Annotated in this window: 17 protein-coding genes and 1 pseudogene; 11 read left to right on the top strand and 7 right to left on the bottom strand. The window is 70.6% G+C overall.

Annotated elements, in window-relative coordinates:
* Positions 1–100 precede the first annotated feature (100 nt).
* From ACFRKB_RS17945 to ACFRKB_RS17905, 9 genes are all read left to right on the top strand, one after another.
* Positions 101–1,024, top strand: a complete 924-nt coding sequence (locus ACFRKB_RS17945; RefSeq protein ID WP_383106822.1) for a carbohydrate ABC transporter permease — start codon at positions 101–103, stop codon at positions 1,022–1,024.
* Positions 1,024–1,959 (top strand): carbohydrate ABC transporter permease, encoded by a 936-nt coding sequence (locus ACFRKB_RS17940; RefSeq protein ID WP_383106820.1) that lies wholly within the window; start codon positions 1,024–1,026, stop codon positions 1,957–1,959. Before ACFRKB_RS17945 ends, ACFRKB_RS17940 begins: the two co-directional genes overlap by 1 nt.
* A 227-nt stretch (positions 1,960–2,186) precedes the next feature.
* Positions 2,187–3,386 (top strand): ROK family transcriptional regulator, encoded by a 1,200-nt coding sequence (locus tag ACFRKB_RS17935; RefSeq protein WP_383106819.1) that lies wholly within the window; start codon positions 2,187–2,189, stop codon positions 3,384–3,386.
* 133 nt (positions 3,387–3,519) lie between these two features.
* A complete protein-coding gene (locus ACFRKB_RS17930; RefSeq protein WP_383106961.1) occupies positions 3,520–4,620 on the top strand; it encodes a substrate-binding domain-containing protein in 1,101 nt (366 codons plus the stop codon).
* Between the two features lie 239 nt (positions 4,621–4,859).
* Entirely contained in the window at positions 4,860–5,648 is a 789-nt protein-coding gene (locus ACFRKB_RS17925) for an ATP-binding cassette domain-containing protein (RefSeq protein WP_030350753.1), read from the top strand.
* Positions 5,645–6,958: a sugar ABC transporter permease gene (locus ACFRKB_RS17920; RefSeq protein ID WP_383106818.1), complete on the top strand. Its 1,314-nt coding sequence runs from the start codon at positions 5,645–5,647 to the stop codon at positions 6,956–6,958. The genes ACFRKB_RS17925 and ACFRKB_RS17920 overlap by 4 nt, the downstream gene beginning before the upstream one ends.
* Positions 6,959–7,149: 191 nt before the next feature.
* Positions 7,150–9,063, top strand: a complete 1,914-nt coding sequence (dxs, locus tag ACFRKB_RS17915) for a 1-deoxy-D-xylulose-5-phosphate synthase (protein WP_383106817.1) — start codon at positions 7,150–7,152, stop codon at positions 9,061–9,063.
* A 133-nt stretch (positions 9,064–9,196) separates the two neighbouring features.
* Positions 9,197–10,753 carry an amino acid permease gene (locus ACFRKB_RS17910; RefSeq protein WP_383106816.1) on the top strand — a complete coding sequence of 519 codons (1,557 nt, stop codon included), beginning with the start codon at positions 9,197–9,199 and terminating at the stop codon, positions 10,751–10,753.
* Between the two features lie 93 nt (positions 10,754–10,846).
* Positions 10,847–12,484, top strand: coding sequence for a glycosyltransferase family 39 protein (locus tag ACFRKB_RS17905; RefSeq protein ID WP_383106815.1), 1,638 nt, complete (start codon positions 10,847–10,849; stop codon positions 12,482–12,484).
* A gap of 50 nt (positions 12,485–12,534) precedes the next feature.
* On the opposite strand, the pseudogene ACFRKB_RS17900 reads toward ACFRKB_RS17905, so the two are convergent.
* A pseudogene (locus tag ACFRKB_RS17900) lies at positions 12,535–12,906 on the bottom strand (PIN domain-containing protein); the annotation flags it as partial.
* Positions 12,907–13,124: 218 nt separating this feature from the next.
* Between ACFRKB_RS17900 and ACFRKB_RS17895 the strand changes: the two are divergent.
* Entirely contained in the window at positions 13,125–14,183 is a 1,059-nt protein-coding gene (locus tag ACFRKB_RS17895; protein ID WP_383106814.1) for a PLL family lectin, read from the top strand.
* Between the two features lie 108 nt (positions 14,184–14,291).
* Here ACFRKB_RS17895 and ACFRKB_RS17890 read toward each other — a convergent pair whose 3' ends face one another.
* The 5 genes from ACFRKB_RS17890 to ACFRKB_RS17870 all read right to left on the bottom strand — a co-directional run bounded on the left by ACFRKB_RS17890 (position 14,292) and on the right by ACFRKB_RS17870 (position 20,907).
* On the bottom strand, positions 14,292–16,424 hold the full coding sequence (locus ACFRKB_RS17890; RefSeq protein WP_383106813.1) for a 3-hydroxyacyl-CoA dehydrogenase NAD-binding domain-containing protein: 2,133 nt from the start codon (positions 16,422–16,424) through the stop codon (positions 14,292–14,294).
* On the bottom strand, positions 16,421–17,641 hold the full coding sequence (locus ACFRKB_RS17885) for a thiolase family protein (RefSeq protein ID WP_129768836.1): 1,221 nt from the start codon (positions 17,639–17,641) through the stop codon (positions 16,421–16,423). Before ACFRKB_RS17885 ends, ACFRKB_RS17890 begins: the two co-directional genes overlap by 4 nt.
* 235 nt (positions 17,642–17,876) lie before the next feature.
* Complete coding sequence (locus tag ACFRKB_RS17880; protein ID WP_383106812.1) at positions 17,877–19,175, bottom strand: HRDC domain-containing protein; 1,299 nt, start codon at positions 19,173–19,175, stop codon at positions 17,877–17,879.
* Between the two features lie 76 nt (positions 19,176–19,251).
* Positions 19,252–19,911 carry a helix-turn-helix transcriptional regulator gene (locus ACFRKB_RS17875; RefSeq protein ID WP_030350743.1) on the bottom strand — a complete coding sequence of 220 codons (660 nt, stop codon included), beginning with the start codon at positions 19,909–19,911 and terminating at the stop codon, positions 19,252–19,254.
* Between the two features lie 306 nt (positions 19,912–20,217).
* Complete coding sequence (locus ACFRKB_RS17870; protein ID WP_365972785.1) at positions 20,218–20,907, bottom strand: DUF3000 domain-containing protein; 690 nt, start codon at positions 20,905–20,907, stop codon at positions 20,218–20,220.
* Between the two features lie 91 nt (positions 20,908–20,998).
* Between ACFRKB_RS17870 and hemE the strand changes: the two genes are divergently transcribed.
* Positions 20,999–22,063 (top strand): uroporphyrinogen decarboxylase, encoded by a 1,065-nt coding sequence (gene hemE / locus ACFRKB_RS17865; RefSeq protein WP_383106811.1) that lies wholly within the window; start codon positions 20,999–21,001, stop codon positions 22,061–22,063.
* Between the two features lie 11 nt (positions 22,064–22,074).
* On the opposite strand, the gene ACFRKB_RS17860 is transcribed toward hemE, so the two are convergent.
* Positions 22,075–23,421: an FAD-dependent oxidoreductase gene (locus ACFRKB_RS17860; RefSeq protein ID WP_383106809.1), complete on the bottom strand. Its 1,347-nt coding sequence runs from the start codon at positions 23,419–23,421 to the stop codon at positions 22,075–22,077.
* Positions 23,422–23,478 lie beyond the last annotated feature (57 nt).

The following is a 23,478-nucleotide window of genomic DNA, read 5'->3' as shown; positions in this document are numbered from 1 at the left end:
GACCGGAGGCCCCGCCGGGGCTTCCGGTTCCGGCCCGTCGCACGGGCCCCCAAGGCAGCACGGCACGGCGGCACCCGCCGGAGATTCGGGGTCGGGAGACATGCAGCACGGCAAATACCGGTTCATCGCGGGGTTTCTGGTATTCCCCCTGGCGATATACGCGCTCTTCGTCGTATGGCCATTCATCCAGTCCATTTATTACTCGTTCACGGACTGGACCGGTCTCAGCCCCGACTTCACGATGGTGGGCTTCGACAACTACACCCGGATGCTCGATGACGACACCTTCTGGAGTTCCCTCCAGCACAGTCTGACCTTCGCGCTCCTGCTGCCCGTGGTGGTCCTCGGTCTCGCGCTGTTCTTCGCCTTCATGCTGAATGTCGGCGGGCGCAGCCGGAAGGGGTCGGCCATCTCGGGGGTCCGCGGATCCTCGTTCTACAAGATCGTCTACTTCTTTCCGCAGGTGCTCTCGATCGCGATCGTCGCCCTGCTCTTCCAGTTCGCGTACAACCCGAACAGCGGCGCCATCAACTCCGCGCTCAGCGCGGTCGGTCTGGACAGTGTGAAGCCGGAGTGGCTGGGCGATCCGAAGCTCGCGCTGTGGTGTGTGATGGCCGTCCTGGTGTGGAGTACGACCGGCTTCTTCGTGGTCCTCTTCTCCGCGGGCATGGCCTCCATCCCGAAGGACTTCTACGAGGCGGCGCTGCTGGACGGCGCGAACCGCTTCACCACCTTCTTCCGGATCACCCTGCCGCTGCTGTGGGACACCGTGCAGTCCGGCTGGGTCTACATGGGCATCCTCGCCCTGGGCGCGGAGTCCTTCGCGGTGGTCCAGATCATGACCGTGGGGCCGGGCGGTCCCGCCGATTCCACCAATGTGCTGACGTTGCTCGTCTACCAGAAGGCGTTCCGTGACGGTCAGGCGGCCTATGCGACCACGATCGGTGTCGCCCTCCTCGTCGTCACGCTGGCCTTCGCCGCCATCGTGATGCGACTGGGCCGACGCGAGCGGCTGGAGTTCTGATGAAGACCACTGAGACCCCTCCCCCCGCCGACACGCCTCCGCCGGCCGACGCCGTACGGACCCGGCCCGCCGTGACCAAGACGGCCGCCCCGCCCGACAAGGAGTCGAAGACCGGCGGCGTCCTCAATGTCTTCTCCCACGGCGTGCTCGTGATCTGGGCCTTCCTGGTCGCGATGCCCCTGCTGTGGGCGGTCATGACGTCCTTCAAGGACGACAAGTCGATCTTCACCTCGCCGTGGTCGCTGCCGGACACGCTGCGCTTCGAGAACTGGTCGCGCGCCTGGACCCAGGCGCATATGAGCGACTACTTCCTCAACACCGTTCTGGTGGTGGCGGGTTCACTGATCGGCACGCTGCTGCTCGGCTCGATGGCCGCGTACGTGCTGGCCCGCTTCGAGTTCCCCGGGAACCGCTTCATCTATTACTTGTTCATCGGCGGGATGAGCTTCCCGATCATCCTCGCGCTGGTCCCGTTGTTCTATGTCATGAACAACATGGGCCTGCTGAACACGATCCACGGTCTGATCCTGGTCTACATCGCCTACTCGCTGCCGTTCACGGTCTTCTTCCTGACCTCGTTCTTCAGAACGCTGCCGACGTCGGTGGCGGAAGCGGCGATCATCGACGGGGCCTCGCACACCCGGACCTTCTTCCAGGTGATGCTGCCGATGGCCAAGCCGGGTCTGATCAGCGTCGGCATCTTCAACTTCCTCGGGCAGTGGAACCAGTACCTGCTGCCCACGGTGCTCAACACCGACCCGGACAACAAGGTCCTCTCCCAGGGGCTGGTGCAGCTCGCCGTCAGCCAGGGGTACAAGGGGGACTGGTCCGGTCTCTTCGCCGGACTGGTGATGGCGATGCTGCCCGTGCTCGCCGCGTACATCATCTTCCAGCGTCAGGTGGTGGCCGGACTGACGGCCGGAGCGCTCAAGTAGCCCGTACGGTCCGGGACCAAGACCGGGACCAAGATCCGGACGAACCGCCCGTCGACCCCGGTCGGCGGGCGGTTCGGCGTGTTCCCATCGCTCAAGGTCTTGACGGGGAGGCGCCCCGAGGGCTGAGCTTAGGGTTCACAAGTTGGAGATACGTCGGGGTCTCATTGGCGCGGCCCCGGCCGGGGGCGGTGGTCGTGCCGCCTGCCAAGGGCAGGAGTGGATGAGTCGTGGAGACTCCGGGGTCGCAGTCGTCTCTGCACCGGGCCAACCTCGAACGGGTCGTGCGCGCGGTGCGCATGGCCGGTTCGCTCACCCAGGCGGAGATCGCCAGAAGCACGGGACTGTCGGCGGCCACGGTCTCCAATATCGTCCGTGAACTGAAGGACGGCGGGACCGTCCAGGTCACGCCCACCTCGGCGGGGGGCCGCCGGGCCCGCAGCGTCTCGCTCAGCGGGGACGCGGGCATCGTCATCGGGGTGGATTTCGGCCATATGCATCTGCGCGTGGCGATCGGCAACCTCGCCCACCAGGTGCTCGCCGAGGAGTCGGAGCCCCTCGACGTGGACGCCTCGTCCGCCCAGGGCTTCGGCCGGGCCGAGGAACTGGTCGAGCGGCTGATCGTCACCACCGGCGTCAGCCGTCAGAAGGTGATCGGAGTCGGCCTCGGCGTCCCCGGGCCGATAGACGTCGAGTCGGGCACGCTCGGCTCCACCTCGATCCTCCCCGGCTGGACCGGCATCAACCCCAGCGACGAGCTGGCCGGGCGGCTCGGCGTACCGGTGTACGTCGACAACGACGCCAATCTCGGCGCCCTCGGCGAGCTGGTCTGGGGGAGCGGTCGCGGGGTCAAGGACCTCGCGTACATCAAGGTTGCCAGCGGGGTCGGCGCCGGGCTGGTGATAGCCGGCCAGATCTACCGCGGCCCCGGGGGTACGGCCGGTGAGATCGGGCACATCACGCTCGACGAGTCGGGCCCCGTCTGCCGCTGCGGCAACCGCGGTTGCCTGGAGACCTTCACGGCGGCCCGCTACGTACTGCCGCTGCTCCAGCCCAGCCACGGCGCGGACCTCACCCTGGAGCGTGTCGTCCAGCTCGCCAGGGAGGGCGACCCGGGCTGCCGCCGGGTGGTCGCCGATGTCGGACGTCACATCGGCAGTGGTGTGGCGAATCTCTGCAACCTCCTGAACCCCAGCCGGGTGGTGCTCGGCGGGGATCTGGCGGAGGCTGGGGAACTGGTGCTCGGGCCCATCCGCGAGTCCGTCTCCCGGTACGCGATCCCCAGCGCGGCGCGGCAGTTGTCGGTGCTTCCCGGGGCGCTCGGCGCGCGGGCCGAGGTGCTCGGCGCGCTCGCCCTCGTGCTGAGCGAGATGGGCGATTCGACGCTTCTGGAGAGCGCCCTCCCGGCAGCGACCCCTGCCTTCACTTAGATAACGAATGGCACCGTTGTCATCTCGTTAAGGATTTACTCCTTGACGCTGACCTCGTGCCGGAGTTGACTTCCTGCCACCTCGGCCGCAACGACGCGGCCTCGTCAGGGAGGTTTTTGAAGTGAACGCGAAGATGCGTCGTGCTGCCGTGGCCACCGCCGCTACCGCTCTGGCCGTCTCCCTCGCCGCCTGTGGCAGCGCGAAGGAGTCCGGCGACAAGGCCGAAGCGTCCACGTCGGACAAGAAGGGCCCGATCACGGTCGGCCTGCTGCTGCCGGAGAACCAGACCGCGCGGTACGAGAAGTTCGACAAGCCGCTCATCGAGAAGAAGGTCAGCGAGCTGACCGACGGCACGGGCAAGGTCGTCTACGCCAACGCCAAGCAGGACGCGACGCTGCAGAACCAGCAGGCCGACACGATGATCACCAACAAGGTCGATGTGCTGGTCGTGGACGCGGTCGACTCCAAGGCCATCGCCAGCTCGGTGAAGAAGGCCAAGGACGCGGGCATACCGGTCGTGGCGTACGACCGTCTCGCCGAGGGGCCGATCGACGCGTACACCTCCTTCGACAACGAAGAGGTCGGCCGGGTCCAGGGCAAGGCGCTCGTCGAAGCGCTGGGCTCCCAGGCCAAGTCGGGCCAGATCGTGATGATGAACGGCGCCGTCACCGACCCGAACGCCGCCCTGTTCAAGAAGGGCGCGCACTCCGAGCTCGACGGCAAGGTGAACATCGGCAAGGAGTACGACACCAAGGAGTGGAAGCCGGAGAACGCCAACGCCAACATGGAGGGCGCCATCTCCGCCCTCGGCAAGGACAAGATCATCGGCGTCTACTCCGCCAATGACAGCATGGCGGGCGGCATCATCACCGCGCTCAAGGGCGCCGGCTTCAGCAAGCTCCCGCCGGTCACCGGCCAGGACGCCGAACTCGCCGGTGTGCAGCGCATCGTCACGGGCGAGCAGTTCATGAGCGTCTACAAGTCCTACCCGCAGGAGGCGGCCGTGGCCGCCGAGATGGCCGTCGCGCTCGCCAAGGGCGAGAAGCTCGACTCCATCGCGAAGGACACCGTGGACAGCCCGACCACCAAGGGCGTCCCGAGCGTGCTCGTCCCCGTTGTCTCGCTGACGAAGGACAACATCAACGACACGGTCATCAAGGAAGGCATCTACACCGCCGGTGAGATCTGCACGGCCAAGTACAAGGCCGGCTGCGACGCGATCGGCCTGAAGTAGTCCCTTCCGGGACCGCCCGGTGATCTCCCCCGGTGAAAGCCTGTCCGGCACCCCGCCCGTCAACGCCCCGCGGCCGGGGCGGGGTGCCGGACGGAACACCCCCGGGCGCGTGCCCCGTGTGCCGTGCCGTGCGACGACCATGACCGGGTCCCGCGCGGCCGGCCCCTTGCTTGTCTCTTATGCTCGACCTCCGCGCCTTCCCCCGGCGCGGCATCCCCGCCGGTCAGGCGGCGAAGGAGATGGTTCACGTGACCGCTACGCCCGTGCTGGCGTTGCGAGGGGTCTCCAAGCGATTCGGTGCCGTCCAGGCGCTCACCGACGTAGAGCTTGAGGTCCACTCCGGTGAGGTGGTCGCCCTCGTGGGCGACAACGGCGCCGGGAAATCAACGCTGGTGAAGACCATCGCCGGCGTACACCCCATCGATGACGGCGTCATCGAGTGGGAAGGCAGCCCCGTCTCGATCGGCCGGCCGCACGACGCCCAGAACCTGGGCATCGCGACCGTCTACCAGGACCTGGCGCTCTGCGACAACATCGACGTCGTCGGCAATCTCTACCTCGGCAGGGAGCTCCGCAGCTGGGGCGTCCTCAACGAGGTTGAGATGGAGCGCCGCTCGCGCGAACTGCTCACCACGCTGTCGATCCGGATTCCCAGCGTCCGTATCCCGATCGCCTCGCTCTCCGGAGGCCAGCGGCAGACCGTGGCCATCGCCCGGTCGATGCTCGGCGACCCCAAGCTCGTCATCCTCGACGAGCCGACGGCGGCCCTCGGCGTCGAGCAGACCGCCCAGGTGCTCGACCTCGTCGAGCGGCTCCGGGAGCGCGGTCTCGCCGTACTTCTCATCAGCCACAACATGGCCGATGTCAAGGCCGTCGCCGACAAGGTGGCGGTCCTCAGGCTGGGCAGCAACAACGGTGTCTTCGATGTCGCGTCCACCTCCCAGGAAGAGATCATCGCCGCCATCACCGGCGCCACGGACAACGCCGTGACCCGTCGCGCCTCGCGCACCGTGGAGGTTCAGAAGTGAGTACGGACAAGACCTCCACGTCTCTTGAGAAGACGCCGGACGAGAAGATCCCGGCCCCGGTCGACGCCCCCGCCGCGGCGGACGGCGCGGTCACCGCGGTGGACCCCCGGCTGCTGGTGCGTGAGCAGGGATTCGCGGGCTATCTCTCCGAGTTCAAGCGCAAGATACGCGCCGGTGACCTGGGCTCCCTGCCGGTCATCATCGGGCTGCTCATCATCTGCGTGGTCTTCCAGAGCCTGAACTCGAACTTCCTGTCCGCGGAGAACCTCAGCAATATCTCCGTGGCCATGGTCGGCACCGGCATGATCGCCGTCGGTATCGTCTTCGTCCTGCTGCTCGGTGAGATCGACCTCTCGGTCGGCTCCGTCAGCGGGGTCTCCGGCGCGATCGTCGCCGTACTGAGCGTCACCCACGGGTTGAACGAGTGGCTGGCCCTGGTGGTCGCCATCGTCAGCGGCGCCGCCATCGGCGCGATCCACGGCTTCTTCTTCGCCCGCGTCGGCGCGCCCGCGTTCGCCGTCACCCTGGCCGGTCTGCTCTTCTGGCTCGGCTTCATGCTCCAGATCCTGGGCGACAACGGCACCATCAACCTGGACCCCGACGGTGTCGTGGGCAAGCTCACCACCTACTACTTCACCGATGTCGCGGCCGCCTACGGCCTCGCCCTCGTCGCGGTCGTGGTGTTCTTCCTGACCTCCTTCCTGGAGAACCGCCGCCGTGAGGCGGCCGGCGTCCCGTCCCGGCCGGTCAACGAGATCGTGCTGCGCACGGCCGTCCTCGGCGTCGTCGCCTTCGCCGCGGCGATCATGTTCAACCAGTACAAGGGCCTGCCCCTCGCGCTGGTCGTCTTCCTGCTGGTCCTCGTGGCGACGGACTTCGTGCTGCGCCGCACGACCTACGGCCGCAAGGTGTTCGCGCTCGGCGGCAGCGTCGAGGCGTCGCGTCGCGCGGGTATCAACGTCACGCTGATCCGCGTCTCGGTCTACTCGGTCGCCGGTACGTTCGCGGCCATCGGCGGTCTCTTCATGGCCTCCAAGATCGCCGCGGCCAACCAGGGCGCCGGCACCGGCGACCTGCTGATGAACGCGATCGCGGCGGCCGTCATCGGCGGCACCAGCCTCTTCGGCGGCCGGGGCCGCACCTGGAACGCGCTGCTCGGTGTCATGGTCATCACCTCGATCCAGTACGGACTGGCGCTGGAGGGCATCGCCACCCCGATCCAGTACATGATCACCGGTGGTGTGCTGCTGGCCACCGTCGTCATCGACTCCGTCACCCGCAAGACCCAGAAGACCGCGGGTCGCGCCTGACCGCGGTCCCGCGCGCTGTGCCCGGCACCTCACGGGGTGCCGGGCACGGCTGTGCTCCGGAAGCAGCCGATATGACGTACATACCGTCGATCGGGTGACGTAGGACGCACCGCCCGCCGACCACTCGCGCGAGTGGAACATTAGACTCGCCAGATCGGCATGCTCGACAGCTCATACGCAAGGAGGCACGGGTGGCGTTGCTGACCCGCATCAGGGGACCGCGCGATCTGGACCGGCTCGGCCCGGAGCAGCTGGAGCAGCTGGCCGGAGAGATCCGGTCCTTTCTCGTGGAGGAAGTCTCCAAGACCGGTGGCCACCTCGGGCCCAACCTCGGTGTCGTCGAGCTGACCATCGCCCTGCACCGGGTGTACGACTCCCCCAAGGACAAGGTCCTCTTCGACACGGGGCACCAGTCCTACGTCCACAAGCTGCTCACCGGCCGTCAGGACTTCTCACGGCTCAAGGGCAAGGGCGGTCTCTCCGGCTATCCGTCCCGTGCCGAGTCCGACCACGACATCATCGAGAACTCGCACGCCTCCACCGTGCTCGGCTGGGCCGACGGTCTCGCCAAGGCCAACGAGGTCCTCGACAAGGACGACCACGTGGTCGCGGTGATCGGTGACGGCGCGCTGACGGGTGGTATGGCCTGGGAGGCGCTGAACAACATCGCCGCCGCCAAGGACCGTCCGCTCGTCATCGTCGTCAACGACAACGAGCGTTCGTACGCACCGACGATCGGCGGCCTCGCCAACCATCTCGCGACCCTGCGGACCACCGACGGCTACGAACGCTTCCTGGCGCGCGGCAAGGAGATCCTGGACCGCACCCCGGTCGTCGGCAGGCCCCTCTACGACACCCTGCACGGCGCCAAGAAGGGCCTGAAGGACTTCATCGCCCCGCAGGGCATGTTCGAGGACCTCGGACTGAAGTACGTGGGTCCGATCGACGGCCATGACATCGGGGCCCTGGAGTCCGCCCTACAGCGTGCCAAGCGCTTCGGCGGCCCGGTCATCGTGCACTGCATCACCGAGAAGGGCCGCGGCTACAAGCCCGCCGAGCAGGACGAGGCCGACCACTTCCACGGCATCGGTCCCATCCACCCCGACACCGGACTGCCCATCGCCGCCGCCGGCATGGACTGGACCTCGGTGTTCGGCGAGGAGATGGTCAAGCTCGGCCATGAGCGCGAGGACATCGTCGCGATCACGGCGGCCATGCTCCAGCCGGTCGGTCTGGAGAAGTTCGCGAAGGCGTTCCCCGACCGGGTGTACGACGTCGGGATCGCGGAGCAGCACGGCGCGGTCTCCGCGGCGGGCCTCGCCACCGGCGGGGTGCACCCGGTGTTCGCCGTCTACGCGACGTTCCTGAACCGCGCGTTCGACCAGGTCCTGATGGATGTGGCCCTGCACCGCTGTGGAGTGACGTTTGTTCTCGACCGGGCCGGTATCACCGGCACCGACGGCGCCTCGCACAACGGTATGTGGGACATGTCCATCCTCCAGTGCGTGCCGGGGCTGCGGATCGCCGCCCCGCGCGACGCCGACCAGGTGCGCGCCCAGCTCCGCGAAGCGGTGAAGGTCGAGGACGCCCCGACCGTCGTGCGCTTCTCCAAGGGCGCGGTCGGCCCGGCGGTCGCCGCCGTCGGCCGGGTCGGTGGCATGGACGTCCTGCGCAGGACCGAGGAGGGTACGGCGGACGTGCTGCTGGTCTCCGTCGGCGCGCTCGCCCCGATGTGTCTGGACATCGCCGACCTTCTCGACAAACAGGGCATCACGACCACGGTCGTCGACCCGCGCTGGGTCAAGCCCGTCGACGAGGCGCTCGCCCCGCTCGCCGAGCAGCACCGCGTGGTCGTCACCGTCGAGGACAACAGCCGGGTCGGCGGCGTCGGTTCGGCGGTCGCCCAGGCGCTGCGCGACGCCGGAGTCGACGTACCGCTGCGGGACTTCGGTATTCCGCCGCGCTTCCTCGACCACGCCTCCCGCAAGGAGGTCATGGCCGAGATCGGACTGACCGCGCCGGACATCGCGCGCCAGGTCACCGGCCTGGTCGCGAAGCTGGACGGCCGGCTGGTGGACTCGCCCACCGAGGCCGCCCGCGACTGATCCGCCGTCACCGCGTCGTACCGACGTGCCGACGTTTGTTTCGCCGTACCGATGGGCCGGTGGGGCCGCCCTGTAAGGGTGGTCCAATCGGCCCATCCGTGTGAAATCAGCTCATATCGGGTGACCGGGGCAAATGCGCTCTCGATCATGGCCGGATGAACGCGCACACGGAGGTACGCCGGTGAGTACGCAGCAGGACTCGGGACCAGCCGGAGACGGCGTGTTCCGCACCAAGACCGTCGAGCAGTCGATCCGCGACACCGAGGAACCCGAGTTCGCGCTCAGAAAGTCCCTCTCCGCGCTCGATCTGACCGTCTTCGGCGTCGGTGTGATCATCGGCACCGGCATCTTCGTCCTGACCGGTGTGGTGGCCAGGCAGACCGCCGGGCCCGCCACCGCCATCGCGTTCGTCGTCTCCGGGATCGTCTGCGCGCTGGCCGCCCTCTGCTATGCCGAGTTCGCCTCGACGGTGCCGGTCGCCGGATCCGCGTACACCTTCGCGTACGCCTCGCTCGGTGAGCTGCCCGCCTGGATCATCGGCTGGGACCTCGTGCTCGAACTGGCGCTGGGCTGCGCGGTCGTCGCGGTCGGCTGGTCCGGCTATGTGCGCTCGCTGCTCGGCAACGCCGGGGCGAGTCTGCCGGACTTCCTCTCCGGCACGCAGAACGGGAGGTTCGGCTTCGATCTGCTCGCGTTCCTGCTCGTCCTCGTCCTGACCTGCGTCCTGGTCCTGGGCGTCAAGCTCTCCTCGCGCGTCACCAGTGTCATCGTCGGCGTCAAGGTCACCGTCGTCCTGCTGGTGATCATCGTCGGGGCGTTGTTCATCAACGGCGCCAACTACCATCCGTTCATCCCGCCGTCGCAGACGGCCGGCGCCGGCGGCGGGCTCAGAGCCCCGCTCATCCAGCTGATGGCCGGCTACACCCCCACCAACTTCGGCGTCATGGGCATCTTCACCGCCGCGGCCGTCGTCTTCTTCGCCTACATCGGCTTCGACATCGTCGCGACCGCCGCCGAGGAGACCGTCCACCCGCAGCGCGACGTACCCCGCGGCATCCTCGGCTCCCTCTTCATCTGCACCGTGCTCTATGTCGCCGTCTCACTCGTCGTCACCGGAATGCAGCATTACAGCCGGCTGACGGTGGACGCCCCGCTCGCCGACGCCTTCAAATCGGTGGGCCATCCCTTCTGGGCCGGGCTGATCAGCTTCGGCGCGGCCGTCGGCCTCACCTCGGTGTGCATGATCCTGCTGCTCGGCCAGACCCGGGTGTTCTTCGCGATGAGCCGCGACGGACTGCTGCCGCGCACCTTCTCCCGGGTCCACCACCGGTTCCGCACTCCGTACCACTCCACCGTCCTGCTCGGGGTGATCGTCGCGATCGTCGCCGGCTTCACCTCCATCGAGGAACTGGCCGAACTCGTCAACATCGGCACGCTGTTCGCCTTCGTCGTGGTCGCGCTCGGCGTCATCATCCTGCGCAGGCGCCGCCCCGACCTGCCGCGCTCGTTCCGCACCCCGCTGGTGCCGTATCTGCCGATCGCGTCCGTGCTCGCGTCCCTCTGGCTGATGATCAACCTGCCCGCCGAGACCTGGCTGCGCTTCGGCGTCTGGATGGCCATCGGCTTCGTCGTGTACCACGTGTACGGACGCGCGCACAGCCGTCTCGGCCTGCTCGGCGGGGACCGCTGACGGCCCGTCATCCCGTACGGAAGTCCGCCACGCGGGCCCGGCCCCGTATGTCCTGCTCCGGCACGGACCGCGGGGCCGGTTACTGTGCCGCGCATGGTCGTCGAGCCGCCCGCCCTCCGGTACGTCACGCCCCCGCGACGTACCGCCCCGTACCCCGCACCGGTCCCCGTCCGGCCGGCCCGCCCCACCGCCGGCTACTGGCGGCGGCTGCTCCCGGTGCTCGCGCTGCTGACGCTCGTCACCCGGCTGCCCTCCTTCCGCCCGCCGCTGTGGAGCCCCGACGAGGGCTATCTCGCCGTACAGGCACGGATACTGGCCGCCGGGGGAGCGCTGTACGACACCGTCGTCGACCGGAAACCGCCGCTGCTGCCCTGGCTCTACGAAACGGTCTTCGCGCTCTCCGGCGACGATTCCCTGTACGCCGTGAAGGCGCTCGCCGTCCTCGCCCAACTGACCACCGCCGCGCTGCTCGCCGCCGTCGCCCGGGAGCGCTGGGGCGACCGGGCGGGCCGTACCGCCGGGGTCCTCTACCCGCTGGTCTCCATCGGACTCAACCCCGAGGACACCCAGTCGGCCACCTTCGAGGTCTTCATACTGCCGTTCACCGTCGCGGCGGTGTGGTGCGCGGGCCGGGGCCGCTGGGGCGCCGCCGGGCTCGCCGTCGCCGGGGCGCTGCTGACCAAACAGACCGGCGGCGCCGTCCTCGCCCCGGTCCTGTGGCTGCTCTGGACCACCGCGCGCACCGCGCCGGCCCCGCTCATCCGCGCCGCGCTCGGGCGGCTCTCCGCCGGGCTCGTGCTGCCCGTACTCGCCGTGGCCCTGCTCACCTCACCGTCCGGCTTCCTCTTCTGGGCGGTGACCGGATCGGGTGCGTACGCCACCCTCACCGGCTCCGAACTCCATGTGCTCCTACGGGCCTTGGCGAACACCGCCCTGCTCTGCCTGGCCTGCGCGGGACTGCTGCCGCCCGTCCTGCGCGCCCTGCGCACCCGCGGCGGCACCGGCGGACCGGGCGCCGACCTCTGGGTATGGCTCGCGTCCTCGTCCGGCGCCGTCCTGCTCGGCTTCCACTTCTTCGGCCACTACTTCCTGCAACTCCTGCCGCCGCTGGTGCTCCTGGCGACCGCCGCGCTGCGCCCGCTGCCCCGCGACCGGCTCGCCTCCGCGCTGCTCACCTCGGCCTGCGCGTGCGCGCTGTTCCTCACCTGGGGCCTCCTCACGCCCCGGCCGGAACTCGCCCACGCCCAGCGCCTCGCGGACGCCGTACGGGCCCGTACGGAGCCCACGGACCGGGTCCTGGTCTGGGGGATACACCCGGAGGTCTACTGGCTCGCCGACCGCGTCCCGGCCAGCCGCTATCTGACGGCCGGTCTGCTGACCAACTACAGCGGCGGCCGGGACGGGCCCCGCGTCGGCGAGAAGTACGCGATGGCGGGCACCTGGCCGGTCCTCGTCGACGAGCTCGGCGCGCGCCCGCCCGCCCTCGTCGTCGACGACTCACGCGGCAAGCCCTTCGCCCCCGACCGGCTGCCCACGCTGCGCGGGCTGCTCGCCCGGCACTACGAACCGCTGCCGGGGACGGTCGACGGAGCGGTGCTCTACGTACCCTCGCCGGGCGAGCCGCCCGACGGTCCGTCCGTGGGACCCTCGGGCGGCGCGGCCGGCGGCCCGCCCGTGCTCAGGTCCGTGGTCCGGCCCCCGGCCTGGTCCTGGGCCGCGACCGGTGGCTGACCCTCCTGCCGCTGATCCTCCGGCGGCCGGGGCTCCGACGGTCCGCGCTCCGCGGACGGGCGTACGGTTCTGGGCCCGGCGCACTCCGCCCCGTGCGCCGCCACCCGCCGGCGCAGCTCACGGTCGGCCGTGACGACGACACAGCCCACGCCGTCGGCCGCCGCCCGCGCGGCCAGCGCCACGATCAGGTCGTCCCCGCCGCCGGCCGCCGCCTCCACCCGTACCCCCGGTACGGACACCACGCCCCGCGCCGCGCCCTCCACGACGAGCACGACCTCGACGGGCCCCGGATGCCCGGCCGCGCCCCGCGCCGCGTACGGCACCAGCGAGTCGCGCAGCCGCTCGGTGGCGCCCCGCCGGTCGCGCCACCACCCGTCGGGAACGGAACCGACCACATTCGCCGCGTCGACGATCAACCGCATCAGCACAGCCGCAGCCTCGCACAGCGCCGGTCCGCACGGCTCCCGGAGCCCCCGCCGCTGCCCCTGAGTACTATCGAACTCTGGGTTTTCCGCGCTCGGGAAGGTGGCAGTGGGCCATGACACCGCGGTCCGGACGGACGTCGAAGCGGTCGGGGGACAGCGCGCGCCAGGCCCCTGACCGGGGTGCGAAGCCACGCCGTACGCCCCCCGCGCCGCTCATGGACGACGCCCTCCCGGCGACCACCGGCTGGCTGCTGCGCGGCAAGGACGGCAGGCTCACGGCGTACGCGCCGACCGCCGACGGTGTGCTCCGCTGGACGGAGACCCGCCCCGGCGGCCCCGGCTGGTCGGGGCCCGAGCCGCTGGCCGCCCCCGGCCTGCTGCCGTATCTGTCGGTCGCGCGGAGCGCCGAGGGCTTCGTCCATCTCGTGGGGGTACGGAAACGTCCGCGCGCCGACGGGCCCGCCGACACCGATCTCGTCCACGCCGTCCAGTTCCAGACGGGCCGTCCGCTGCGCGACTGGCAGTCGCTGGGGAACCCGCACGGCAAGGACCGCGCGAAGGGCGTGGACATCGGTCTGCCGTCCGCGGTCCTGGACGCCACCGGCTCGGTGCATCTGTTCCTCCGCAACGCGAACGGCGGACTGTCCGCCAAACACCAGTCGCCCACCGGCCGCTGGCAGCCCTGGGGCGGCGCCAACGCCGAGGACACGGCGCTGACCGGCGAGACGGCCGCCGCCGTCACCGACCACGGACTGATCGATGTCCTCGTCCCGGCCGCCGGCACCGTCGTCCGCTGGCTGCGCCCCGAACCCGACGCGAAGCTGGAGCGCGCCGAGGACGAACCGGAGGCCAGGGTCGAGCCCGGCACGATCACCGCCTGGAACACCGGCGGCGGCCGGCTCACCCACTTCTGGCGCGACGCCGGCGACGGCACCGTACGCGCCTGGCGCCCCGGGACGGAACCCGCCCGGCTGGGCGGTCCCGGCACCGGCCCGCTCGCCCTGCTGCGTACGCCCGTGGACGGCCACGACTGCGTGATCCTGGCCCAGCGCGGCCCCGACGGCCGCCCGCACATCGCCGCGTACCCCACGGAGGACGAGGCGGCGGGCCTCCACTGGACCCCGACCGGGGAGCGCTGCTCCGGCGCGCCCGCGCTGGCGCTGGACGGCCGGGGGCGGGTGGTCCTGGCGGTGATCGGCGAGGACGGCGCTCTGCGGACGGCCCGTCAGAAGGCGGAACCGGGCCTGGCGCTGGAGGCGTGGACCCGGATCTGAGCGGCGTACCCGCACCACGTCCCATCGGCACGCACGGATGCCGTGACGGACCGGGCCGGTACGGAAGTCCCCTTCCGTACCGGCCCGTTCGCCATACGCCCGTGAACGCTACGCGGGGACGCTCGCGACGCCCGGTGCCAGGAACCGCTTGCCGTTCACCCGCTCCGAGACGCCTTCCCTGTCCAGGTACGGGGTGATGCCGCCCAGATGGAAGGGCCAGCCCGCGCCGGTGAGCAGACAGAGGTCGATGTCCTGCGCCTCGGCCACGACGCCCTCGTCCAGCATCAGACCGATCTCCTGGGCCACCGCGTCCAGCACCCGGTCGCGCGTCTGCTCCTCGGTGAGGACGACATCCCCCTGCGTGAGGAGCGCGGCCACCTCCGGGTCCAGCTCCGGCCTGCCCGATTCGTACACGTAGAAGCCGCGCTTGCCCGCCTCGACCACCGCCGCGAGGTTCCGGGAGACCGTGAAGCGGTCCGGGAACGCGCCGTGCAGGGTCTCCGAGACATGCAGACCGATGGCGGGTCCGACGAGTTCGAGCAGCACCAGCGGGGACATCGGCAGCCCCAGCGGTTCGACCGCGCGCTCCGCCACCTCGACCGGCGTGCCCTCGTCGATGACGTTCTGGATCTCGCCCATGAAGCGGGTGAGGATACGGTTGACGACGAACGCCGGGGCGTCCTTCACCAGCACCGCGCTCTTCTTCAGCTTCTTCGCCACCCCGAACGCCGTGGCCAGCGACGCGTCGTCGGTCCGCTCACCGCGCACGATCTCCAGCAGCGGCAGGATCGCGACCGGGTTGAAGAAGTGGAAGCCGACGACCCGCTCGGGGTTCTTCAGCTTCGACGCCATCTCGGAGACCGACAGCGACGAGGTGTTGGTGGCGAGGATCGCGTGCGCCGGGGCGACCGCCTCGACCTCCGCGAACACCTTCTGCTTGACGCCCATCTCCTCGAAGACGGCCTCGATGACGAAGTCCGCGTCCGAGAAGCCCTCGGCCTTGTCCAGCACACCCGAGACCAGGCCCTTGAGCCGGTTGGCCTTGTCCTGGCTGATACGGGACTTCAGCAGCAGCTTGTCGATCTCGCCGTGGACATAACCGACACCCTTGTCGACCCGCTCCTGGTCGATGTCCGTGAGGACGACCGGCACTTCGAGGCGGCGCAGGAAGAGCAGCGCCAGCTGAGAGGCCATCAGTCCCGCGCCGACGACGCCGACCTTGGTGACCGGGCGCGCCAGCGCCTTGTCCGGGGCCCCGGCGGGCCGCTTGGCGCGCCGCTGCACCAGATTGAACGCGTAGATGCCGGAGCGCAGTTCGCCGCCCATGATCAGGTCCGCGAGGGCCCGGTCCTCGGCGTCGAAGCCCGCCTGGAGATCGCCGTCCTTGGCGGCGGCGATGATGTCCAGCGCGCGGTAGGCGGCCGGAGCCGCGCCGTGCACCTTGGAGTCGGCGATCTGCCGGCCGCGCTCCACCGCCCGGTCCCACGCCTCACCGCGGTCCACCTCGGCCCGTACGACCGACAGTTCGCCCTTCAGCACGGACGCGGTCCAGACCAGCGACCGCTCCAGGAAGTCGGCGCCCTCGAAGATCGCGTCGGCGATGCCCAGTTCATGTACCTGGGCGCCCTTGAGCTGCTTGTTCTGGTTGAGCGAGTTCTCGATGACGACCGAGACCGCGCGGTCCGCGCCGATCAGGTTCGGCAGCAGCGTGCAGCCGCCCCAGCCGGGGACGAGACCGAGGAAGACCTCGGGCAGCGAGAACGCGGGCAGCGCGGCCGAGACGGTGCGGTACTGACAGTGCAGCCCGATCTCGACACCGCCGCCCATCGCCGCGCCGTTGTAGTACGCGAAGGTCGGCACGGCCAGCGCGGCGAGCCGCTTGAAGACCTCGTGGCCGCCCTTGCCGATCGCGAGCGCGTCCTCGTGGCGCTTGAGGAGCTCCACGCCCTTGAGGTCGGCGCCGACCGCGAAGATGAACGGCTTGCCGGTGATCCCGACGCCCACGACCGTGCCGTCGGACGCCTCCTTCTCGACCTGGTCGATCGCGGCGCTGAGGTTCGCCAGCGACTGCGGTCCGAAGGTGGTCGGCTTGGTGTGGTCCAGGCCGTTGTCGAGCGTGATGAGGGCGAAGCGCCCGGCGCCCGCGGGGAGGTCGAGATGGCGTACGTGCGCCTGTGTGACGACCTCGCCGGGGAACAGTTCGGCCGCGCCCTTCAGGAGTTCGGCGGTGCTGGTGCTCACTTGGTGCCTCCGTCGAAGTGCGGGTTCTCCCAGATGACCGACGCGCCCATGCCGAAGCCGACACACATGGTGGTGAGGCCGTAGCGGACGTGCGGGTGCGACTCGAACTGCCGCGCCAGCTGCGTCATCAGCCGGACGCCGGAGGACGCCAGCGGGTGGCCGAACGCGATGGCGCCGCCGTACTGGTTGACGCGCTCGTCGTCGTCCGCGATGCCGTAGTGCTCCAGGAAGGCCAGCACCTGTACGGCGAAGGCCTCGTTGATCTCGAACAGCCCGATGTCGGAGATCGACAGCCCCGCCTTGGCGAGCGCCTTCTCCGTCGACGGGATCGGACCGTACCCCATGACCTCGGGCTCGACGCCCGCGAACGCGTACGAGACCAGCCGCATCCTGACCGGCAGGCCCTGCTCGCGCGCGAAGTCCTCGGCGGCGATGAGCGAGGCGGTGGCGCCGTCGTTGAGCCCCGCCGCGTTGCCCGCGGTGACCCGGCCGTGCGGCCGGAACGGGGTCTTCAGCCCGGCCAGCATCTCCAGCGTCGTCCCCGGCCGCATCGGCTCGTCGGCGGTGGCGAGCCCCCAGCCGGTCTCTCCCGCCTCGGGGGAGGTACGGCGGATGGAGATCGGCACCAGATCCTGCTGGATCGTGCCGTTGGCGTACGCCTTGGCGGCCTTCTCCTGCGAGCGCACCGCGTACTCGTCGGCGCGCGCCTTGGTCAGCCGCGGGAAGCGGTCGTGCAGATTCTCGGCCGTCATCCCCATGAAGAGCGCGGAGTCGTCCACGAGCTTCTCGGAGACGAAGCGCGGGTTCGGGTCGACGCCCTCGCCCATCGGGTGGCGGCCCATGTGCTCGACACCGCCGGCCACGACGATGTCGTACGCGCCGAACGCGATGGAGCCCGCGGTGCTGGTCACCGCGGTGAGCGCGCCCGCGCACATACGGTCGATCGAGTAGCCCGGCACGGACTGCGGCAGCCCGGCGAGGATCCCCGCGGTACGGCCGAGCGTGAGGCCCTGGTCACCGATCTGGGTGGTGGCGGCGATGGCGACCTCGTCGATCCGGGCCGGGTCGAGGTCCGGGTTGCGGCGCAGCAGCTCCCGGATCGCCTTCACGACGAGATCGTCGGCACGGGTCTCGTGGTACATGCCCTTCGGGCCCGCCTTGCCGAACGGGGTGCGGACGCCGTCGACGAAGACGACATCCCTGACGGTACGAGGCACGATGGCTCTCCTCCAGGGTGCGGGGTGGCACTGCGGGGCGCGCTTGAGGCGCGCTACCGTCTCTATGCTACTTGTGGGTAACCATGCTGCCCAGCCCGGGCCGGTCTTTTTTGGGCTCGGTTCGCCTCCCGAAAGACGGCACCCCGGGCGTCCAGGCGCGGCTATCCACCGAGACGGGCCCGCGGCCGGCCACCGGCAGGCCGGCCGCGCCCCCGCCGGACGGCGAAGCGCGCCGTCAGGACGACACCGACAGCGCTCGCGTCAGCAGCGGCGCCACCTGTTCCACCTGCCACGCCCGCGCCCCGTACGCGCCCAGCGCCTCCGCGACCTTCTCCACCGTCGGCTCCCGCGGCGGCTCCCAGCAGACCCGGCGCACCGTGTCCGGCGTGATCAGGTTCTCCTGCGGCATGTTCAGCCGCTCGGCCAGCTCCGAGACCGCCGCGCGGGCGGCCGACAGCCGGGCCGCCGCCTCCGGGTCCTTGTCCGCCCAGGAGCGCGGCGGCGGTGGTCCCGCCATCTGCTGCCCCGGCTGGGGCAGCTCCGCGTCGGACAGCGCCCTGGCCCGGTCGACCGCCGCCTGCCACTGCTCCAGCTGTCGGCGTCCCATCCGGTGGCCGAAGCCGGGCAGCGCGGTCAGCGCGTGCACGTTCACCGGCAGCGCCAGCGCCGCCTCGATGATCGCGGCGTCGCTCAGCACCTTGCCGGGGGAGACGTCACGCCGCTGCGCGACCCGGTCGCGGCTGGTCCACAGCTCTCGTACGACCGCCATCTGACGGCGGCGGCGCACCTTGTGCATCCCCGACGTACGGCGCCACGGGTCCTTGCGCGGGGGCGCCGGCGGGGCCGAGGCGATCGCGTCGAACTCCTGGTGCGCCCAGTCCAGCTTGCCCTGGCGGTCCAGCTCCTTCTCCAGCGCGTCCCGCAGATCGACGAGCAGCTCCACATCGAGCGCGGCGTACCGCAGCCACGGCTCGGGAAGCGGACGGGTCGACCAGTCGACGGCGGAGTGGCCCTTCTCCAGGGCGTAGCCGAGGACGTTCTCGACCATCGCGCCGAGGCCGACCCGGGGAAAGCCCGCCAGCCGGCCTGCCAGTTCCGTGTCGAACAGCCGGGTGGGCATCATGCCTATTTCGCGCAGGCAGGGGAGATCTTGCGTCGCCGCGTGCAGGATCCACTCGGTGCCGGCGAGAGCCTCGCCGAGACCGGAGAGATCGGGGCAGCCGACGGGATCGATCAGCGCCGTGCCCGCGCCCTCGCGGCGCAGCTGGACGAGATAGGCGCGCTGGCCGTACCGGTAACCGGACGCCCGCTCGGCGTCGACGGCCACGGGGCCGGTGCCCGCGGCGAAGGCCGCGATCACCTCGGCGAGTGCCTCATCGGTGGCGACCACCGGCGGAATGCCCTCGCGGGGCTCCAACAAGGGGATCGGCGCCGATTCGACGTCGTCCGGGGGCAGCGACATGAGCGGCTGCCGCCGCTGGCCCCCGGTGGTTCGCAGTGCTGGCTCTGCTGCGGTCTCTTGGGCGTCGGTCACCTGTCAAGGGTATCCGTGAACGGAAGGCGCCCGTCGACGGAACGTTCCGTCGACGGGCGGTGGGGGCGAGAAGTGGTCAGTGGATGATTCCGGTGCGGAGGGCCACGGCGACCATCCCCGCCCGGTCGCCCGTGCCGAGCTTGCGCGCGATCCGGGCGAGATGGCTCTTGACGGTGAGTGCGGACAGGCCCATCGAGACTCCGATGGCCTTGTTGGACTGGCCCTCGGCGACCAGCCGGAGCACCTCGACCTCGCGGCCGGAGAGCTCCCGGTAACCGCCCGGGTGGCTCGGCGCCCCCGGAGGACGGCGGTGCATCCGCTGTCCGGCGCCGATGGGGGCGGCGCCGGGACGGCCCGGGTGGCCGATGTTGGTACGGGTACCGGTGACGACATAGCCCTTGACACCGCCCGCGAGGGCGTTGCGCACCGCGCCGATGTCATCGGCGGCGGAGAGGGCGAGGCCGTTGGGCCAGCCCGCGGCTCGGGTCTCGGACAGCAGGGTCAGCCCGGAACCGTCGGGCAGATGGACGTCGGCAACGCAGATGTCGCGCGGGTTGCCGACGCGGGGGCGGGCCTCCGCGATGGACGACGCCTCGATGACGTCACGTACTCCAAGGGCCCACAAGTGGCGGGTGACGGTGGAGCGGACGCGTGGGTCGGCCACGACGACCATGGCCGTCGGCTTGTTCGGGCGGTAGGCGACCAGGCTTGCGGGCTGCTCGAGGAGAACGGACACCAGGCCTCCTGGGAAGGTGCGGGACGGGGCCGGCTCTGGGGATGAAGCCGGGGCGATCCGTGCTTGAAGGGTCATTGACCTCTTCGGCAGCAATCCCGCCCGCCTTTAGAGAATGATCACGATTTGGTGAGTAACAATTCGGGCAATTCGGACGGGTGATCGATCATTCCGTGACGGGCCCCACCCGCGGCGGCGCGGTGAGGGGCCGTCAGTGTCGTCGGGGCCGTCGGAATCGGCGGGATCAGTGAGACCAGGGGGGGATCAACGGGACCGGGAAAGACCGGCGGGACCGGAGGGGGAGGGCTGTCAGGGCACCTGCGGCCCGCGTCGCTGGGGCAGCGACACCACACCCGCGCCGGCGCCCGGGTCCGCGCCGCCCGCGACCGGTCCCGTCGTGGCGGGCGGCAGTCCCGCGATCTGGCAGAGCAGATCGCACCAGGCCGCCAGATGCGCCGCCGCGTCGGGCACGCCGCCCCGGCCCTCGCGCGGGGTCCAGGACGCGCGGATCTCGATCTGGGTGGCGGGCCGGCGCTCGGCGAGACCGCCGAAGTAGTACGACCCGGCGCGTGTGACGGTGCCGCTGGCCTCCCCGTACGACAGTCCGCGCGCCTCCAGCGCGCCGGTCAGCCAGGACCAGCACACCTCGGGCAGCAGCGGGTCCGCCGCCATCTCCGGCTCCAGCTCCGCCCGTACGAGCGTCACCAGCCGGAAGGCGCCCTGCCAGGCGTCATGGCCGGCCGGGTCGTGGAGCAGGATGAGGCGGCCGTCCGCCAGATCGTCGTCGCCGTCGACGACCGCCGCCTCCAGGGCGTACGCGTACGGTGCCAGCCGCTTGGGCGGCGGTGTCGGGTCGACTTCGATCTCGGGACGCAGCCGCGCCGTTCGCAGTGCTTCGACCGCCGAACGGAACGTGGCCGGACCGGAATTCCCCTCCGCGCCCCCCGTTCCCTCGGTGCCGTTGGAATGATCGGAAAACTGTCCCTGAGCCGCAGCCATGCGGGGAAGAGTAGGCGGAACGCGCGTCTCGCGCAGGGAAGGACACCCGGGCCGGGGCAGCGGCTTCCCCGTACATGCGAAGATTCTGGTCGTGAGCGCCATTGACCGCCCCTCGGGCCAGCAGACGAAGACGTACGAATCGCCCTTTATGAAGGCCTGCAGGCGCGAACCGGTGCCCCACACACCGGTGTGGTTCATGCGGCAGGCGGGGCGCTCGCTGCCGGAGTATCTGAAGGTGCGCGAGGGGATTCCGATGCTGGAGTCCTGTATGCGGCCCGAGCTGGTCACCGAGATCACCCTCCAGCCGGTACGGCGCCACAAGGTCGACGCCGCGATCTACTTCAGCGACATCGTCGTCCCCCTCAAGGCCATCGGCCTCGACCTCGACATCAAGCCCGGGATCGGCCCCGTCGTCGCCGAGCCCATCCGGACCCGCGCCGATCTCGCCCGGCTGCGCGAGCTGACCCCGGACGATGTCTCGTATGTCACCGAAGCGGTCGGCATGCTCACGGGCGAGCTGGGCGACACCCCGCTCATCGGCTTCGCCGGCGCGCCGTTCACGCTCGCCAGCTATCTCGTGGAGGGCGGCCCGTCCCGTAACCACGAGCACACCAAAGCGATGATGTACGGCGACCCGGAGCTCTGGGCCGAGCTGCTCGACCGGCTCGCGGACATCACCTCCGCCTTCCTCAAGGTGCAGATCGAGGCGGGCGCGAGCGCCGTGCAGCTCTTCGACTCATGGGTGGGCGCCCTGGCCCCCGTCGACTACCGCCGTTCCGTGCTGCCCGCCTCGGCGAAGGTCTTCGACGCCGTCGCCGCGTACGGCGTCCCGCGCATCCACTTCGGCGTCGGTACGGGCGAGCTGCTCGGCCTGATGGGCGAGGCCGGCGCGGATGTCGTCGGTGTCGACTGGCGGGTGCCGCTGGACGAGGCCGCCCGCCGGGTCGGCCCCGGCAAGGCGCTCCAGGGCAACCTCGACCCGGCCGTGCTCTTCGCCCCGACGGCGGCGGTGGAGACCAAGACCCGCGAGGTGCTGGACGCGGCGGCCGGTCTGGAGGGCCATATCTTCAATCTGGGCCATGGTGTGCTGCCGACGATGGACCCGGACTCCCTGACCCGGCTGGTGGAGTACGTCCACACCCAGACCGCCCGCTGAGTGTTCCCGGGCTATAGTCCCGCCTTCCGTACCGCCGTCGTCGCCTTGCGCGCGGCGACCAGCACCGGGTCCCAGACCGGGGAGAACGGCGGGGCGTAGCCCAGGTCCAGGGTGATCATCGCCTCCACCGTCATCCCGGCCGTCAGCGCCACCGCCGCGATGTCCACCCGCTTCGCCGCGCCCTCACGGCCGACGATCTGGGTGCCCAGCAGCCGGCCCGTACGGCGCTCCGCGAGCATCTTCACGGTCATGACGGCGGCGCCGGGGTAGTAACCGGCGCTGTTGGTGGACTCGATGGTCGCGGTGACGAACTGGAGGCCCGCCCGGCGGGCGTCCTTCTCCCGCAGCCCGGTCCGGGCGATCTCCAGGTCGCAGACCTTGCTGACGGCCGTACCGACCACCCCGGGGAAGACGGCGTAGCCGCCGCCGGCGTTCGTGCCGATGATCTGGCCGTGCTTGTTCGCGTGGGTGCCCAGCGCGATATGCCGGGTCGAGCCCGAGACCAGGTCGAGGACCTCCACGCAGTCCCCGCCCGCCCAGATGTTCTCGTGGCCGCGCACCCGCATCGCCAGATCGGTGAGCAGCCCGCCGTGCGGCCCGAGGGGCAGCCCCGCGGCGCCGGCGAGGGTGGTCTCCGGCTCCACGCCGATGCCGAGCACGACCACATCGGCCGGGTACTCGCCGGCGTCGGTGACCACGGCCCGTACCCGGCCGTCCGCGCCGGCGCGGATGCCGGTGACCGCCGTGCCGCCCACCGCCGTGATGCCCATCCCCTCCATCGCCTCATGGACCAGCCGGCCCATGTCGGGGTCGAGCGTGGCCATCGGCTGGTCGCCGCGGTACACCACGGTGACCTGATAGCCGCGCTTCAGCAGCGCCTCCGCCATCTCCACACCGATATAGCCCGCGCCGACGACGACCGCGCGCCGGCCCTCCGTACCGCCGAGGGTGTCCAGCAGCGCCTGGCCGTCGTCGAGGGTCTGTACGCCGTGCACGCCCGGCGCGTTCATCCCGGGCAGCGCCGGGCGCACCGGACGGGCACCCGTCGCGATGACCAGTTTGTCGAAGCCGGTCCAGCTCTCCGTACCGTCCGAGAGATCCCGTACGCGCACCCGCTGCCCGGCCACGTCGATCTCCACGGCCTCCGTGCGCATCCGCAGACCGATGGCGCGTGCCCGGTGCTCCTCGGGCGTACGGGCGATCAGCTCACCGGGCCCGGACACATCGCCGCCCACCCAGTACGGAATGCCGCACGCGGAGTACGAGGTGAAGTGGCCGCGCTCGAACGCGACGATCTCCAGCTCCTCCGGGCCCCTCATCCTGCGGGCCTGGGGTGCGGCGGGCAAGCCCCCCCCCACCCCCCCCCGTTACCCCAAGGGCGCCCCCCCCCAAGCGCGCCCCCCACACGTACGGTT

Source organism: Streptomyces scopuliridis (assembly GCF_042790125.1).
GTDB classification, from domain to species: Bacteria; Actinomycetota; Actinomycetes; order Streptomycetales; family Streptomycetaceae; genus Streptomyces; species Streptomyces scopuliridis_A.
The sequence above is the reverse complement of the archived record's forward strand: the minus strand, read 5'-3'. Positions and strand labels throughout refer to the sequence as shown.

What these genes read in the sequence shown, in the direction of transcription:
- ACFRKB_RS17945 (WP_383106822.1), top strand. Translation starts at nt 101, where the DNA reads ATGCAGCACGGCAAATACCGGTTCATCGCGGGGTTTCTGGTATTCCCC.
- ACFRKB_RS17925 (WP_030350753.1), top strand. Translation starts at nt 4,860, where the DNA reads ATGGTTCACGTGACCGCTACGCCCGTGCTGGCGTTGCGAGGGGTCTCC.
- ACFRKB_RS17870 (WP_365972785.1), bottom strand. Translation starts at nt 20,907, where the DNA reads ATGGCTGCGGCTCAGGGACAGTTTTCCGATCATTCCAACGGCACCGAG.
- ACFRKB_RS17930 (WP_383106961.1), top strand. Translation starts at nt 3,520, where the DNA reads ATGCGTCGTGCTGCCGTGGCCACCGCCGCTACCGCTCTGGCCGTCTCC.
- ACFRKB_RS17940 (WP_383106820.1), top strand. Translation starts at nt 1,024, where the DNA reads ATGAAGACCACTGAGACCCCTCCCCCCGCCGACACGCCTCCGCCGGCC.
- ACFRKB_RS17910 (WP_383106816.1), top strand. Translation starts at nt 9,197, where the DNA reads ATGCGCTCTCGATCATGGCCGGATGAACGCGCACACGGAGGTACGCCG.
- ACFRKB_RS17905 (WP_383106815.1), top strand. Translation starts at nt 10,847, where the DNA reads ATGGTCGTCGAGCCGCCCGCCCTCCGGTACGTCACGCCCCCGCGACGT.
- ACFRKB_RS17895 (WP_383106814.1), top strand. Translation starts at nt 13,125, where the DNA reads ATGGACGACGCCCTCCCGGCGACCACCGGCTGGCTGCTGCGCGGCAAG.